Source organism: Amycolatopsis sp. NPDC059657, from assembly GCF_042734395.1.
Taxonomy (GTDB): Bacteria; Actinomycetota; Actinomycetes; order Mycobacteriales; family Pseudonocardiaceae; genus Amycolatopsis.
This window is the reverse complement of the sequence record NZ_JBHWEB010000013.1, coordinates 75426-89058: the sequence shown is the minus strand read 5'-3', so window position 1 is coordinate 89058 and position 13633 is coordinate 75426. Positions and strand designations below refer to the sequence as shown.

18 protein-coding genes are annotated in these 13633 nt (G+C 69.0%); 9 read left to right on the top strand and 9 right to left on the bottom strand.

The annotated features are described in order from the left end of the window. Window positions 1-91: 91 nt before the first annotated feature. The 3 genes from ACFV15_RS09970 to ACFV15_RS09960 are packed head-to-tail and all read left to right on the top strand — an operon-like array spanning window position 92 to window position 2210. Entirely contained in the window at window positions 92-406 is a 315-nt protein-coding gene (locus tag ACFV15_RS09970; protein ID WP_378349833.1) for an L-rhamnose mutarotase, read from the top strand. Next, complete coding sequence (locus ACFV15_RS09965; RefSeq protein WP_378349832.1) at window positions 403-1380, top strand: aldo/keto reductase; 978 nt, start codon at window positions 403-405, stop codon at window positions 1378-1380. The genes ACFV15_RS09970 and ACFV15_RS09965 overlap by 4 nt, the downstream gene beginning before the upstream one ends. Continuing rightward, window positions 1377-2210 carry an amidohydrolase family protein gene (locus tag ACFV15_RS09960; protein WP_378349831.1) on the top strand — a complete coding sequence of 278 codons (834 nt, stop codon included), beginning with the start codon at window positions 1377-1379 and terminating at the stop codon, window positions 2208-2210. Before ACFV15_RS09965 ends, ACFV15_RS09960 begins: the two co-directional genes overlap by 4 nt. A gap of 23 nt (window positions 2211-2233) precedes the next feature. Here the strand turns inward: ACFV15_RS09960 and ACFV15_RS09955 are convergent, their stop codons facing one another. The 6 genes from ACFV15_RS09955 to ACFV15_RS09930 form a co-directional block, all read right to left on the bottom strand. Further along, window positions 2234-2713, bottom strand: coding sequence for an ANTAR domain-containing protein (locus tag ACFV15_RS09955; RefSeq protein ID WP_378349830.1), 480 nt, complete (start codon window positions 2711-2713; stop codon window positions 2234-2236). Between the two features lie 184 nt (window positions 2714-2897). Next, the gene (gene shbA / locus ACFV15_RS09950; protein ID WP_378349829.1) at window positions 2898-3566 is read right to left on the bottom strand and encodes an RNA polymerase sigma factor ShbA; all 669 of its coding nucleotides are present in this window, start codon (window positions 3564-3566) and stop codon (window positions 2898-2900) included. A gap of 203 nt (window positions 3567-3769) precedes the next feature. Beyond that, complete coding sequence (locus ACFV15_RS09945; protein WP_378349828.1) at window positions 3770-4975, bottom strand: amidohydrolase family protein; 1206 nt, start codon at window positions 4973-4975, stop codon at window positions 3770-3772. Beyond that, on the bottom strand, window positions 4975-5256 hold the full coding sequence (locus ACFV15_RS09940; protein ID WP_378349827.1) for a hypothetical protein: 282 nt from the start codon (window positions 5254-5256) through the stop codon (window positions 4975-4977). Before ACFV15_RS09940 ends, ACFV15_RS09945 begins: the two co-directional genes overlap by 1 nt. Beyond that, entirely contained in the window at window positions 5253-5585 is a 333-nt protein-coding gene (locus ACFV15_RS09935; RefSeq protein ID WP_378349826.1) for a YidH family protein, read from the bottom strand. Before ACFV15_RS09935 ends, ACFV15_RS09940 begins: the two co-directional genes overlap by 4 nt. A gap of 17 nt (window positions 5586-5602) precedes the next feature. Continuing rightward, complete coding sequence (locus ACFV15_RS09930) at window positions 5603-6031, bottom strand: GtrA family protein (RefSeq protein WP_378349825.1); 429 nt, start codon at window positions 6029-6031, stop codon at window positions 5603-5605. 148 nt (window positions 6032-6179) lie between these two features. Here ACFV15_RS09930 and ACFV15_RS09925 point away from each other — a divergent pair, with 148 nt between their 5' ends. Then, a complete protein-coding gene (locus ACFV15_RS09925) occupies window positions 6180-6551 on the top strand; it encodes a hypothetical protein (RefSeq protein ID WP_378349824.1) in 372 nt (123 codons plus the stop codon). On the opposite strand, the gene ACFV15_RS09920 is transcribed toward ACFV15_RS09925, so the two are convergent. Beyond that, window positions 6543-7283 (bottom strand): GAF and ANTAR domain-containing protein, encoded by a 741-nt coding sequence (locus ACFV15_RS09920; protein ID WP_378349823.1) that lies wholly within the window; start codon window positions 7281-7283, stop codon window positions 6543-6545. The genes ACFV15_RS09925 and ACFV15_RS09920 overlap by 9 nt on opposite strands. A gap of 106 nt (window positions 7284-7389) precedes the next feature. Between ACFV15_RS09920 and ACFV15_RS09915 the strand changes: the two genes are divergently transcribed. After that, entirely contained in the window at window positions 7390-7686 is a 297-nt protein-coding gene (locus ACFV15_RS09915; RefSeq protein ID WP_378349822.1) for an iron-sulfur cluster biosynthesis protein, read from the top strand. 422 nt (window positions 7687-8108) lie between these two features. Here ACFV15_RS09915 and ACFV15_RS09910 read toward each other — a convergent pair whose 3' ends face one another. After that, window positions 8109-9221 (bottom strand): glycerate kinase, encoded by a 1113-nt coding sequence (locus ACFV15_RS09910; RefSeq protein ID WP_378349821.1) that lies wholly within the window; start codon window positions 9219-9221, stop codon window positions 8109-8111. After that, entirely contained in the window at window positions 9218-10174 is a 957-nt protein-coding gene (locus ACFV15_RS09905; protein ID WP_378349820.1) for a 2-hydroxyacid dehydrogenase, read from the bottom strand. Before ACFV15_RS09905 ends, ACFV15_RS09910 begins: the two co-directional genes overlap by 4 nt. Before the next feature lie 133 nt (window positions 10175-10307). Here ACFV15_RS09905 and ACFV15_RS09900 point away from each other — a divergent pair, with 133 nt between their 5' ends. The 4 genes from ACFV15_RS09900 (at window position 10308) to ACFV15_RS09885 (ending at window position 13624) form a co-directional block, all read left to right on the top strand. Then, complete coding sequence (locus ACFV15_RS09900; protein ID WP_378349819.1) at window positions 10308-10802, top strand: hypothetical protein; 495 nt, start codon at window positions 10308-10310, stop codon at window positions 10800-10802. Between the two features lie 106 nt (window positions 10803-10908). Beyond that, window positions 10909-11709: a CoA transferase subunit A gene (locus tag ACFV15_RS09895; RefSeq protein ID WP_378349818.1), complete on the top strand. Its 801-nt coding sequence runs from the start codon at window positions 10909-10911 to the stop codon at window positions 11707-11709. Continuing rightward, entirely contained in the window at window positions 11706-12455 is a 750-nt protein-coding gene (locus ACFV15_RS09890; protein ID WP_378349817.1) for a CoA-transferase subunit beta, read from the top strand. The genes ACFV15_RS09895 and ACFV15_RS09890 overlap by 4 nt, the downstream gene beginning before the upstream one ends. After that, a complete protein-coding gene (locus tag ACFV15_RS09885; protein ID WP_378349816.1) occupies window positions 12452-13624 on the top strand; it encodes a thiolase family protein in 1173 nt (390 codons plus the stop codon). Before ACFV15_RS09890 ends, ACFV15_RS09885 begins: the two co-directional genes overlap by 4 nt. Window positions 13625-13633: the final 9 nt, after the last annotated feature.

Sequence of the window (13633 nt, the reverse complement as noted above, 5' to 3'; positions counted from 1 at the left end):
TCCGACCCGCCTCCCCGGAAGTCCGTGTTAGTCCTCGGATGTTTGAACGTGTTCTTGTCCAGACTGCCATGTCTTGCCTGAAGGAGGCGCGATGCCCCAGCGTGTCGCATTGCACACCCGGCTGAAACCGGGGAAGGAAGCGGAGTACGAAAGCGTCCACGCGGTCATCCCGCCGGACCTCGACACCGCGTTACGCGAGGCAGGAGTGCACTCCTGGCGTATTTGGCGTGATGGCCGCGACCTCTTTCACGTGGTGGAGGTAGACGACTACGCGGCGATGCGTGACGCCTTGCGTGACCACGCCGCGAACATTCCGTGGCAGGCTCGCATGGCCGAGTTGCTGGAGGTCGAGGACGACTACTCCGGCAAGGACTCGGGCATCTCGCTGGTTTGGGAGTTACCTTGAATTTTGGTCTGAACGTGACCCGGCTGGGACTCGGCTGTGCCCAGCTCGGCAATCTCTACCACGCCATCTCCGACGACACGGCCCGCGCGACCGTGTCCACGGCGTGGGACGCGGGCATCCGTTACTTCGACACCGCACCGCATTACGGGCTGGGACTTTCCGAGCGGCGGCTCGGCGCCGCACTGTCGGCGTATCCCCGCGACGAGTTCGTGCTGTCGACGAAGGTCGGCCGGGTGCTGGAGCCGGACCCCGGCGGCGTCTCGCAGCGTGACACGCAGGGTTTCGACGTGCCCGCGAGCTTCTTGCGACGCTGGGATTTCAGCCGTGACGGGGTGTTGCGTTCCCTTGAGGACAGTCTCACCCGGTTGGGGCTGGACCGCGTCGACATCGCCTACATCCATGACCCGGACGACCACTTCGCCGAAGCCATGGCCGGTGCGGTTCCCGCTTTGGCGGAACTGCGGGAGCAAGGCGTCGTGCGGGCGATCGGCGTCGGCATGAACCAGTCGGGGATGCTCGCCGAGTTCATCCGCCGCGCCGATCTCGACGCGATCATGGTCGCGGGCCGGTACTCGCTGCTGGACCAGCCCGCGCTGGACGAACTGCTGCCGCTGTGCGTGGAGCGCAAGGTGGCGGTGATGGCCGCCGGCGTGTTCAACGGCGGCATCCTGGCGACGCACCGCCCTGGCGCGAAGTACAACTACGCCGACGCGCCACCGGAACTCGTGGCCCGCGCGGAACGGATCGCGGCCATCTGCGAGAAGCACGGCGTCGAACTGCCCGATGCCGCGATCGCGCTGCCTTCGGCGCATCCGGCCGTCGCTTCGGTCGTCGTCGGCGCACATTCGCCCGAACAGGTGACAGTCAACGTTTCGCGTGCACGCAAGACGGTGCCGGCGGCATTGTGGTCCGAGCTCATCGGGGCGGGTCTGCTGCGCGCGGACACCGTGGTGGAGGCGGGAGTACGGCCGTGATCGACGCACACCACCATCTGTGGGATCCGTCCCGGCGTGATTACCCGTGGATGTCGGCGTCCGCGCTCGACCCGATCCGGCGTCCCTACACAGTGGACGATCTCCGCGCGGTGACGCGGCGGGCAGGGGTGCGGTCGACAGTGCTGGTGCAGACGGTGTCCTCGGTCGAGGAGACCGTCGAATTCCTCGAAACCGCCGCGGACGAGCCGATCATCGCCGGCGTGGTCGGCTGGGTCGGCCTGACCGATCCGGACGTCGACTCGCAGCTGGCCAGGCTCGCGAACTCCGGCCCGCTGGTGGGTATCCGGCATCAGGTCGAGAACGAGCCCGACCCCGGCTGGCTCGCCAGGCCGGAGGTGATCCGCGGGCTCGCCGAGGTCGGCCGCGCGGGCCTCGCGTACGACCTGCTGGTGCGGACACCGCAGCTGGCGGCGGCCCGCGCTGCAGTGGACGCGTTGCCGGACATGACCTTCGTGCTCGACCACGCGGCGAAGCCGCCGATCGCGAGCGGCGAATGGCAGCCGTGGGCCGACGAGTTCGCGAAACTCGCCGAGCGGCCGAACGTGTACTGCAAGCTCTCCGGCCTGGTGACCGAGGCCGACTGGAACCAGTGGCGTGTCGGGCAGCTGCGGCGGCACGCCGAGCACGTCTTCGAGTCGTTCGGCGCGCAGCGGGTCATGTTCGGCTCGGACTGGCCGGTCTGCGAACTCGCGGCCTCCTATGAGGTCGTGGTGGACGCCGCCTTGTCGCTCACCGGCCCGCTGTCGGACCTCGAGCGCGGCGAGGTGTTCGAGCACACGGCGCGCCGCGCTTACGCCCTCGATTCGTGAGAACGGTTTCCCGGCGCTCGAATTCACCGGTCCTTCGAGTCTTTACCCAACCCGGCCAGTACCTCGTATGGAGGTAACCAGCCGCGGTCGACCAGAAGCTCGTAGAGCGACGCGAGCGCCGGCGCGGATTCCGTTTCGAGCAGCGCGCGTGCCCGGTCGAGCAGATCGCCGTCGGGTTTCCACACCGGTTCGTCGTCCTCGAGCTGAGGTGACGACGCGATGGCCTGGCGCAGCAGCGGCTCCAGCTGCTCCGGCGGGACGGTCGAGGCGAGGCGGACCAGCATCTGCGCGATCCGGTGCAGCTTGATGTTGTGCTGCTGGGACAACCGCACCAGCGTCCGGAACGCCTGATCAGGACCACAGCGCTGCGCGACGATGAGCACACCCATCGCCTGCTCGATGGTCGCGCGCGTGCGTAGCGCGCGCCGTAGGCCGTCCAGCTCGTCGCGCAGTTCCTGGATTCGCTGGTCGACCTCGAAGCCGTCGGACTCCCTTAACGACACCTTGCTCCCTGGCTCGTCGATCCCGTCGTGGGCGCGCGAGCGAGGGAACGGCGGCCGGGGACCACAGCTGGCAGCGTCTCGCTTCGCGCGAACGCCGGTCCCGGGGGACCGGCGCGCTGCGGCTGGGTGTTCAACCGCTAGAGGGACAACCTTAAAGATCGAGTGTCAAGCCCGTGACAGGGGCCTAGAAATCTTCGTCGGCGGTGACCATGGCGCGGAGCCTGGTGAGCGCGCGGTGCTGGGTGACCCGGACGTTGCCAGCGGAAATGCCGAGCGCTTCGGCGGTTTCGGTGGCCGAGAGGCCGACCGCGATGCGCAGCGCGAGAATCTCCTGCTGCACGCGGGGCAGGGTGCCGAGCAGCTTGCCGAGGCGGGCGCCGAGGTCGATGTGCAGCGCGTGGCTCTCCGGCCCGTTTTCGATCAGCGGGCGCTCGGGGAGCTCGGGCACCGGGTCGCAGCGGTCGCGGGAGACGGCGCGGTAGGCGTCGGCGACCTTGTTGGCCGCGATGGCGTGCACGAGGTAGAGGAAGGAGCCGCCTCGGTCCTGGTAGTCCGGCAGCGCCTTGAGCACGGCGAGGCAGACCTCCTGCGCGACGTCGTCGGCCGAGAGGTAGGACAGGTCGCGGCCGCCGAGGCGGGCACGGCAGTAGCGGACGACGACAGGGCCGATCAGCCGCAGCAGTGCCTGGATGGCGCCGGGGTTCCCCTCGCCGGCGTCCTTGACCAAGGGGTCGAGGTCTTCTTTGGTGAGCCTGCCGCCGGGTCTCGGTAGCGTTTCAGGCGTGACATAACCCTGAACCGGCGCCGCAGTGAATGCGGGCGCCTGTTCTGTCGTGCGGAAAGTGGCTCGCATGGTCGTCTCCCCGGCGACCCTGCGACGAGTCGCCGTCGGGGGTCCACGCTTAGTAACTTCTCAACGGCAAGTACTCCAAAAGATCACGTCTTACTTGCCGTCGTAGCGACTGAGCGTAACTGTAGGCCGAGCGGCACCAACAGTCCAGATTTCAACTAGAGATACCCCGATAGCAGCAACCTGCTTTATGCAAACGAGATCAGTCAGCGCACAGTGCGATTCGTATCTCGCAGGATGTGCTGCCGACCACCCGCCAAAACCAGCCGTACTTGACGCAGCGCAGTCAATTCGGTAGTGGGATCGCCGTCGACGACGAGCAGATCGGCGGCGAATCCGGGCGCCACTCGTCCGGTCGTGTCACCCAGGCCCAGTGCCGTCGCCGAGCCGGTGGTCGCCAGTTCGATGATCCGCTCGTTGCCGAAGCCCACGTGCTCGTAAAGCTCCAGGCTGCCGGTCAGATCGTCGAAGACCGAGCCGGGCAGCCCGGCGTCGGTGCCGATCAGCAGCGGGACACCCAGTTCGTCGAGCCAGCGGAGCCTGCCGAAGAGCCGCACCGCGCGTTCGGTGCCCAGCACGTCGATCAGCCGCCGCCAGTTGCCGCTCATCGCCGAGCAGGCCGCGATGCCGCGCGCGGCCATCTCTTCGGCGATCTCCGGGCGGGGGTCGTACGTCCCGTCCTGGCCCAGCCAGGTGCAGTGCTCGATGGTCGACACGCCCGCCATGACGGCCGCGGTGATCGCCTCGGTGCTGTGCGCGTGCGCCGCCACCGGCAGCCCGGCCTTGCTCGCCTCGGCCACGATCACCCGCAACTGCCGCGCGTCGAACTGCGACTCCCACATGTCCGCGCCGCCGGGCGTCAGCTGGCCGCCCGAGGCCATCACCTTGATCACGTCGACGCCGAGCGCCGCGTTCTCGCGCACACGCGCGCGAATCTGCTCGTCGCCGTCGACCTCGCCGCCGAGGAACCAGCAATGCCCGCCCGGTGGCGTCAGCGGCGCGCCCGCGGTCAGGATGCGCGGGCCCGCCAGCTCGCCGCGCGCGATCCGATCGCGCAGGTCGAGCGCGAGGCCGCCGCGGTCGCCGAGATCGCGCGCCGTGGTGACACCGCAGTCCAATAATTGACGCGCCCGTTCGGCCATTCCGGCCGCGAGTGTCTCGTCGTCGCTCGCCCGCAGTGTGCCGACCGGGTCGGCGCCGGTGTCGAAGGCGAGGTGGACGTGCGCGTTGACGAGTCCCGGTAGGACTGTCGAATCGGGATAGTGGACGGTCGGCACGCCATCGGGCGCGGTCAGCTCGGCTTCGCCGCCCACAGCGGCGATCTTGCCGTCGAGCACCAGCACCGCGCCCTGCTCCACCCGTTCACCGGCCGGACCGGTGAGCACCTGCTTGGCGACGATCAGTAAGTCCATTACCAGTCCCACCCGGATATGAGGGTCGTGACGGCCGTGGCCGCGACGGCGAACGAAGCGGTGGCGGCCAGAACGGCGCCTGCCGCGGAAGGCTGTGCAGCGCTCAGCTGGCGCTCGCGGTGACGGCCGGCGATCGCCAGCAGCACCGCGGTGAAACCGGCGAAGACGGCGGGGATGACCGCCGTGCCGTGGAGCAGCAGGAGCGAACACGCGACGGCGCCGATCGCCGTGCGCCGCCAGGCGAGCCCGGTGCGCTGCGCTTGAGCCCCGTCCGTGGTCATCCGGCCAGCACCAAGATCGCGGCCAGCACGGTGATCACGACCATTCCGCAGGTCAAGACGAGTGTCATCAAGCTGCGCGGCAAGGGCTCGCCCCGGCGCATCGCGCGCTGGACGCGGCGCCAGCGTGGGTAACCCGCCACCGCGACCATGGCCGCGAGCACGACGCACAGCGTGGCGAGTGCCGTCTTCGCCGTGCCGTGCCCCGGAACCAGCTGGTGGGCGGCGACGCCGCCGGCGAGCAGGCCGAGCGCGGTGCGCATCCAGGCGAGGAAGGTCCGCTCGTTGGCCAGGGTGAAGCGATAGTCCGGTTCGGTGTCGCTTCCTGGCACGCCCCGGACCTTAGCGCCTAGGCGCGAGTGAAGACCCACCAGCGCAGCACAGCGAACCGGACTATGCCCCCGACCAGGCTCGCGGCGAGCAATACGGCAGCTTCCAATAAGGCCGAGGGTTGCGCGACGAGCACGTCGAGTGAGGCCAGTACGAGTGAGCCGTATCCCGCGTAGAAACAAAAGGTGAGCAGGTCCTGAAAATGCCGTTTCGCCGCTTTGCTCTGGCGGCCCTCGAAGGTGACGCGGCGGTGGAACTCGGTGTTCCCGACCGTGGTGATGGCGATCGCGATGAGGTTCGCGCCCTGTGAGCCGACTTCAGGGCGTAACAAGAGGAAGAGGACGGCCTGCGTGGCTGTCGCGACCACGCCCGCGAGGACGTACCAGGCGGCGTGGCGCCCCAGGTCCTCCCGGGAGGAAGCCGGTGGCTCCCGCACGGCCATGGTCATACCTCGAACGATACTCGGATTCACAAACTCGTGAAGTAAGGAAAGTGTGATCTGGACGACTGGTTTGACCAGGGGGTTTCAGCGGGTACGCAGTCGGTGACCCAGACGGAAGGAGACCGCCTTGAGTGGTCCGGAAGAACCTAACACCTTGCCCACCGCCGAAGCGCTCGACGAGGACGAACTGCGCGTAGACCCGGTGGAGGCCGGGGTGGAGCCCGCCGAGCACTACAGCGCCGCCGACCGGTTCGGCACCACCGCGGCGGAGGTGCGCGAGGGCGAGTCGCTGGAGCAGCGGCTCAGCGAGGAGGAGCCGGACGTCGGCGGTGACGTGGTCCCGGAAACACCGCTGGCGATCGCGCCGCCCGACCAGCTGGACGACTCGATCGACGCGATCGAGCCGGACATCGAGCAGGTGGCGCCCGATGAACACGTCTACCGGCGGCACTCGGACCCGGAACCGGAAGAGCAGGCGGATGTGGCGGGCGGCTCGGTCGCCGAGTCGCTCCGCGAGTCACCCTGAGCGCAGCGCGTTCCACATCTGGGCGGCCGCCTTGCGCGCCGCGTCGGCGGGCGGCGTGAGCTGCTCCTCGGCGCCGCTCTCGGCGGGCGCGTGGCCGACGTGTTCGACCGTGGCGACGGCGAGTTCGCGGAGCTTGATGTTGTAGTGCTGGCTCGTGCTCACCAGCGTGCGGAACGCGCTGGCGGCGTCGCAGCGCCGTGTCGCCATGATCATGCCCTTGGCCTGCTCGATGACGCGCCGGTATTCGAGCATCCCGACCAGCTGGTCGACCTTGACCACCTCGCCGGCGCAGAACTCGATCAGCGCGGCCGAAACCGCGAGCACCGGCTCGATCTCCTCGATCGCGCGGATGTCCTCCGGCGTCGGATCGTGGTCGAGATAGACGGTGAGCACGACCGGCCCGTCGTCGTCCCAGCCGCCGGTGACGGCCAGCGCGACCACTTTTTCCCTTGCGGCCAACGCTCTCGCCAGCTGCGGCCAGCGTTCGTCGTGGCGCAGGTCCGCCGAATGGACCACTTCGCGATCTTCGACGGCCTGCTTGGTCGGCCCCTCGTCGAGTTTCGCTTGCAGCGCCTCGAATTCCGAGGCGTCGCCGGTGGCGCGGATCACCCTCGGCTGGCCGTCCGCGGTGCTGAGCGCGGCCCCGAGACTGCCCACCCGTGCGGCGAGATGCTCGAGGAGCCTGTCCAGGAGTTCAGGTCCGAGCGTGAATCTCGGGGGATCGTCCGGCATGAGCTGAAGCATAGTCGGCCCACTCACGCGGCGACACGATCCTGCTGCCCCTACGGTGGGTGGCGAAGCGCGAAACCGACCGAAGGGAAGGCCGAAGATGCTTGCGATGACCGAAGCCGCCGCCGAGGCGATCAGCGCACTCACCGCGCAACTGGACGAAGAGACAGCCGGTGTCCGGTTCGCGATGCAGCAGGGCGAAGACACCGAACCGGCGCTGGCGCTGTCGGTGGCGGCCGAACCACAGAACGGCGACCAGATTCTCGGCACCGACGCCGGCGCCAAGGTGTTCCTCGAACAGGGAGCCGCCGAAATCCTCGACGACAAGGTCCTGGACGTCCAGCGAGACGACGAAGGCCAGTTGAACTTCGCCGTACTCCAGCAACCCGACCAACCCCTCGCCTAGCCGCGGGTCTTAGCCCGAAAGCGACGTTCGTCAGGTGTGATCCCCCGAAAGCCACTTTCGTCAGATAAGACCTGGCGGAAGTGGCTTTCGGGCTAATGAATGGCAGATGTGGCGTGCTCCGGGCCGGTCGACGGGGTCTTCGCCTCGCCAGGCTCGGACGGGCTGCGAGTGGTAACTCTGCTGCGTCCAACGGAGCAGAGTCACCACTCGCGCACGGCATTTCGCGGCTGAGCGAGGGATTCCCCTGCTGCGTTGGACGACGCAAATCCTTCGCGCCACCCCAACACTGCCCGATGAGGGCCTAGTTCACCCCGCATAGCTGGGTGAAGGGAGCCTTCACCAACCAGAACTTGGTGAAGGGAGCCTTCACCAGCAGACCACGAGCACGCCACATTTGGCTTTCCTCTCAATAACTCCAGGGCCTAAGTGGTGGAAGCCCAGGTCCGCACCAGGTCGGCGGCTTGGGCGCGCAGCAGGGCCGGGGTGTTGGCGAGCGCGTACTCGAGCGACGGGGCGTGGTCGATCAGCGCACGGCTGCCCACGACGCCGAGTGAGGCGAGCTGGGAGGAGTCCAGCGCGATCCGGCCCGCGATGGCGAGCAGGGGGATTCCCTTGGCGCGGCGGGCGATTCCGGCCGGGGCCTTGCCCAAGAGGCTTTGGGGGTCAAGGGAACCCTCGCCGGTGATCACCAGGTCGGCACCGTCCAAAGCGGACTCGACCCCGGTGAGGCCGACGATCAGGTCGAAGCCCGATTCGACGGAAGCGCCCAGTGCGAGTGCCGCCGCGGCGATACCGCCGCCCGCACCCGAACCCGGGATGTCGGCGACGTCGGCGCCGATCACGTGCAATGCCCGTGCCCAAGCGGTCAGTGCCTCTTCGAGCTCGGCGACCTCTTCGGGTGAAGCGCCCTTCTGCGGGCCGAAAACGGCGGCCGCGCCGGACGGGCCGAGCAGCGGATTGGTCACGTCGGTCGCCACGCCGATCTGGATGCCCGACAGCCGGGTGAGCACCGCCGTCAAGTCCACTTCGGACACTTCGCGCAGTGGGCCGCCGCCGAGCCCGATCGGGGCGTCCGAGCCGTCGAGCACCTGGGCGCCCAGTGCCTGCAGCATGCCGGCGCCGCCGTCGGTCGAAGCGGTCCCGCCGACGGTCAGCACCAGCCGCCCGACCCCGCGCGAGAGCGCGTGCGCGATCAGCTCGCCGACGCCATAAGTGTTGGCCTGCAAGGAAACCGAGGGCGACGGTGTGACGAACTCGATCCCGCAGGCGCGTGCGGACTCGACGTACGCGCAGCCGTCGAGCACGGCGTACGTGGCGTCGACCGGTGTGCCGAGCGGCCCGCTGACGCGCACCGAGACGATCTCCGCGCCGGCGGCCGCGAGCACGTCGAGTGTGCCCTCGCCGCCGTCGGCGACCGGGCAGCGCACCACCGAGGCATCGGGGAGTGCGTCGAGCACGCCCAGCGCGATGGCGTCGGCCGCCTCGACCGCGGTCACGCTGCCCTTGAACTTGTCGGGAGCCACCACGACCTTCACGGGCGCACCTCGGTGATCGGGCCGTTGCCCGCCAGCACCGACACGGCATTGCGCGCGGCCAGCAGTGCCATCTCGGTCCTGGTCTCGACGGTGGCCGAACCCAGATGCGGCATCACCACCACGTTGTCCAGCTCCAGCAGCCGGGGTTCCACCTCGGGCTCCTTCTCGAACACGTCCAGCGCCGCGCCCGCGATCTCGCCTGCCAGCAAGGCGTCCGCGAGCGCCGGTTCGTCGACGACCGGGCCGCGCGTGGTGTTGACCAGGTACGCGCTCGGCTTCATGGCACGCAGGACGTCCGCGTCGATCAGGTGCCGGGTCGACGGCGTCAGCGGGCAGTGCAGTGAAACGAAGTCCGACGACGCGATCAGCTCGTCGAACGGCAAGTACTTGGCGCCCAAGGCCTCTTCGATCTCGGGGGCGACACGGGACCGTCCTGAGTAGACGATCCGCAGGCCGAAGGCGAGCGCGCGCTTGGCGAAGGCCTGCCCGATCTGGCCGAGCCCGACGATGCCGAGCGTCTTGCCCTGCAGGCCGGTTCCGAGCATGAACCCGAGGTGGAACGACCACGGCTGCTTCGCGCGCAACAGCCGTTCGCCCTCGCCGAGCCGCCGTGTCACCGCCAGCAGCAGCCCGAACGCGAGATCGGCCGTGGCGTCGGTGAGCACACCCGGCGTATTCGTCACGATCACGCCGCGCTCGGCGAATCCGGGAACGTCGAGATTGTCGTAGCCGACGGCGACATTGGAGACGACTCGGAGTTCTTGGCCGATCTTGGCCGGGTCGATCCGGTCGAACGCCATGCTCACCACGGCGGACGCGCCCTGGATGAGTTCGTGCAGCTCATCGGGGGTCAGCGGCCGGTCTTCCGGTGAGACGACCACCTCGCCCGCTTCGGCCAGTACCCGCATCGCTTCGTCTGGAATCCGCCTTGTGACGGCGATCTTTGGTCGCACATCGACAGCCTAAGGCACTGGCGGGCCCCCTCTGTGGGGGAGCGGGTTCCCCTCCGCGGGTGAGCCGCTGCGGCCGTGGCATCGAGACCCTTGTCGCGGCGGGAAATTCCCGCGCAGACAAGGGGGTAATCAGATGTACCGCAACTACGCCGCGGCCGTCGGTGCCGCGCTCGTGCTCGCCGCGACCGGCACGGCGAGTGCCGCCGAAGCCAAGCCGCCGGAACCGAGCCTGGTGGGGCACGCCAAGATGTACCGCCCAGCGGGAGATGACGTCCAGTTCACCTTCGACGCGCACGGTTTCGCCACCGGCGCGCGCGGCACGTTCCGTGTCTTTCACGCGTTCGGCGGGGAGTCGGGCTGGTTCGAAGGGGCCGTCGACTGCCTGCTCGTGGGTGGCCCGGTCGCGGTGGTGACCGGCGTCGTCACCGCCACGAACGTGCCAGGCCTGCAGGGGGTGCGCCGGGGCATGACCGTGTACGACCACGGCAGGCGCGACCGCGTCGGCTACAGCTGGGTGCTCGGTACCGCGGGCACCGGGTCGGTGCCGAAATGCCTGAGCAGTGCGCCCGCCGAGACTGTCGAGCGCGGTGATTTCAAGGTCGTCGAATGGCTGCCTGAGAGCCACTGACCCACCCGGACGAGGTAATCGCTGGACGATCGCCACGTCTAGGCGTATGTTCATATGTAGAACGTGTGTGCGCGATACGAACGCTCTTCGGGAAGGGAGATCAGCCGTGGCGAAGGTGGTGTCGTTGAGTGATGCGGTGGCCGAGTTGGTGCACGATGGCGACACTGTGGCCTTGGAAGGCTTCACGCATCTGATCCCCGTTGCTGCCGGGCAGGAGATCATCCGTCAGGGCCGCAAGGACCTCACGCTGGTCAGGATGACCCCGGACATCGTCTACGACCAGCTGATCGGCGCCGGCTGCGCGCGCAAGCTCATCTTTTCGTGGGGCGGCAATCCCGGAGTCGGTTCACTGCACCGGTTCCGGGACGCCGTCCAGCACTCGTGGCCGGTGCCGCTGGAGATCGAGGAGCACAGTCACGCGGGCATGGCGAACAGGTACGTCGCCGGCGCGTCCGGGCTGCCGTTCGCGGTGCTGCGTGGCTACACCGGCACGGATCTGGCCGCCCAGACCGAGACGATCAAGCCGATCACCTGCCCGTTCACCGGCGAGGTGCTCACGGCCGTTCCCGCGCTGAACCCGGACGTCACCATCGTGCACGCCCAGCGTGCGGACCGGGCGGGCAACGTCCAGCTCTGGGGCATCGCCGGAGTGCAGAAGGAGGCGGTGCTGGCGGCTCGGCGGTCGCTGGTCACCGTCGAGGAGATCGTCGACGAGCTGGAGCCCCGGCCGGGAGCCGTGGTGCTGCCAGCCTGGGTGGTCACCGCGGTCGCCGAGGTCCCCGGTGGCGCTTCGCCGTCCTACGCGGCGGGGTATTACGAGCGCGACAATGACGCTTACCAGGCATGGGACGCGATCAGCCGTGATCGCGAGGAGTTCGGCAAGTGGCTGGCGGGGGTGGCGGCATGAGCGAGTACAGCTCGGACGAGATGATGAGCGTGGCCGCGTCGCGCGCGCTCGGCGACGGGATGTCGTGCTTCGTGGGCATCGGCCTGCCGAGCACGGCGGCGAACCTGGCCAGGCGCACCCACGCACCCGGCCTCACCCTGGTCTACGAGTCGGGCTGCCTGGGCGCCAAGCCTTCCCGGCTGCCACTGTCCATTGGGGACGGTGAGCTGGCCGACACCTCGGACGCGGTGATCAGCGTGCCGGAGGTGTTCAACTACTGGCTCCAGCCTGGCCGGATCGACGTCGGCTTCCTCGGCGCCGCGCAGCTGGACAAGTTCGGCAACATCAACACCACGGTCATCGGTTCCGACTACCACGATCCCAAGGTCCGCCTGCCCGGCGCGGGCGGCGCGCCCGAGATCGCCGCCTCCTGCCGCGAGGTCTTCGTGGTGCTGCGGCAAAGCGCACGCGCGTTCGTCGAGCGGGTCGACTTCATCACCTCGTTCGGTCACGGCACCGGCAAGGGCGACCGCGAACGCCTCGGCCTGCCCGGCGCGGGTCCCACGCTGGTCGTCACCGACCTCGGCATCCTGCGGCCCGATCCCGGGACCAGTGAGCTGGTGCTGACCGAACTCCATCCCGGCATCGAACTGGACCAGGTCCGCGCCGCCACCGGCTGGAATCTCAAGGTCTCGCCGGATCTCGGCGTGACACCGGCGCCGACCGATGCCGAACTCGGCGTTCTGAGGGAGCTGAAAGCGGCATGACCGAGCAGGCCTTCATCCTCGACGCGGTCCGGACCCCGTTCGGCCGCTACGGCGGCGCGCTGTCCGGCGTCCGTCCCGACGATCTCGCCGCCACCGTCGTCAAGGCGCTCGGCGAGCGCAACGACCTCGACCCGGCGACGGTCGACGAGGTGATCCTCGGCGACGCCAACGGCGCCGGCGAGGACAACCGCAACGTCGCGCGGATGGCCACGCTGCTCGCCGGGTGGCCGACTTCGGTGCCGGGCAGCACGGTCAACCGGCTGTGCGGGTCAGGGCTCGACGCGGTCATGCAGGCCAGCCGGGCGGTGCAGGTCGGCGATGCTTCGCTGGTCGTCGCGGGCGGCGTCGAGTCGATGAGCCGGGCGCCGTGGATCCTCCTCAAGCCGGAGAAGGCGTTCCCGAGCACGCCACAGACCCTGCATTCCAGCACCCTCGGCTGGCGCATGGTCAACCCCGAGATGCCCGAGCGGTGGACGGTTTCGCTCGGAGAGTCCACCGAATTGCTCGCCGAGCGCTACGGCATCGGCCGCGACGAGCAGGACGCGTTCGCGGTCAAGAGCCATGTCAACGCGGCGAAAGCCTGGGATGACGGCTTCTACGACACGCATGTCGTCGCGGTCGAAGGTCTCGAACGGGACGAGGGCATCAGGCCGGATTCGAGCACGGACAAGCTGGCCAAGCTCAAGCCGGCCTTCCGTCCACAAGGGACGGTCACGGCAGGCAACTCGTCCCCGCTCAACGACGGAGCGTCCGCGCTGCTGCTCGGTGACGCGGCCGCGGCGGACCGGCTCGGCAAGCAGCCGCTGGCCAGGATCGCCGGGCGCGGTGCGGCGGGTGTCGACCCCGATGTGTTCGGCATCGGGCCGGTCAAGGCGGCCGAGATCGCGCTCGAGCGGGCCGGGATCGGCTGGGAAGACCTCAAGGCGGTCGAGCTGAACGAGGCCTTCGCCGCGCAGTCGCTCGCGTGCCTGGCCGACTGGCCGAAGCTCGACCCGGCGATCGTCAACGTCAACGGTGGCGCCATCGCGATCGGCCACCCGCTCGGCGCGTCCGGCGGGCGGATCCTCGCTTCGCTGGCCTACGAACTGCGCCGCCGCGGTGGTGGCTGGGGCCTGGCCGCCATCTGCATCGGAGTCGGCCAGGGACTGGCCGTCGTCATCGAGGCTTAGGAGGGAAAC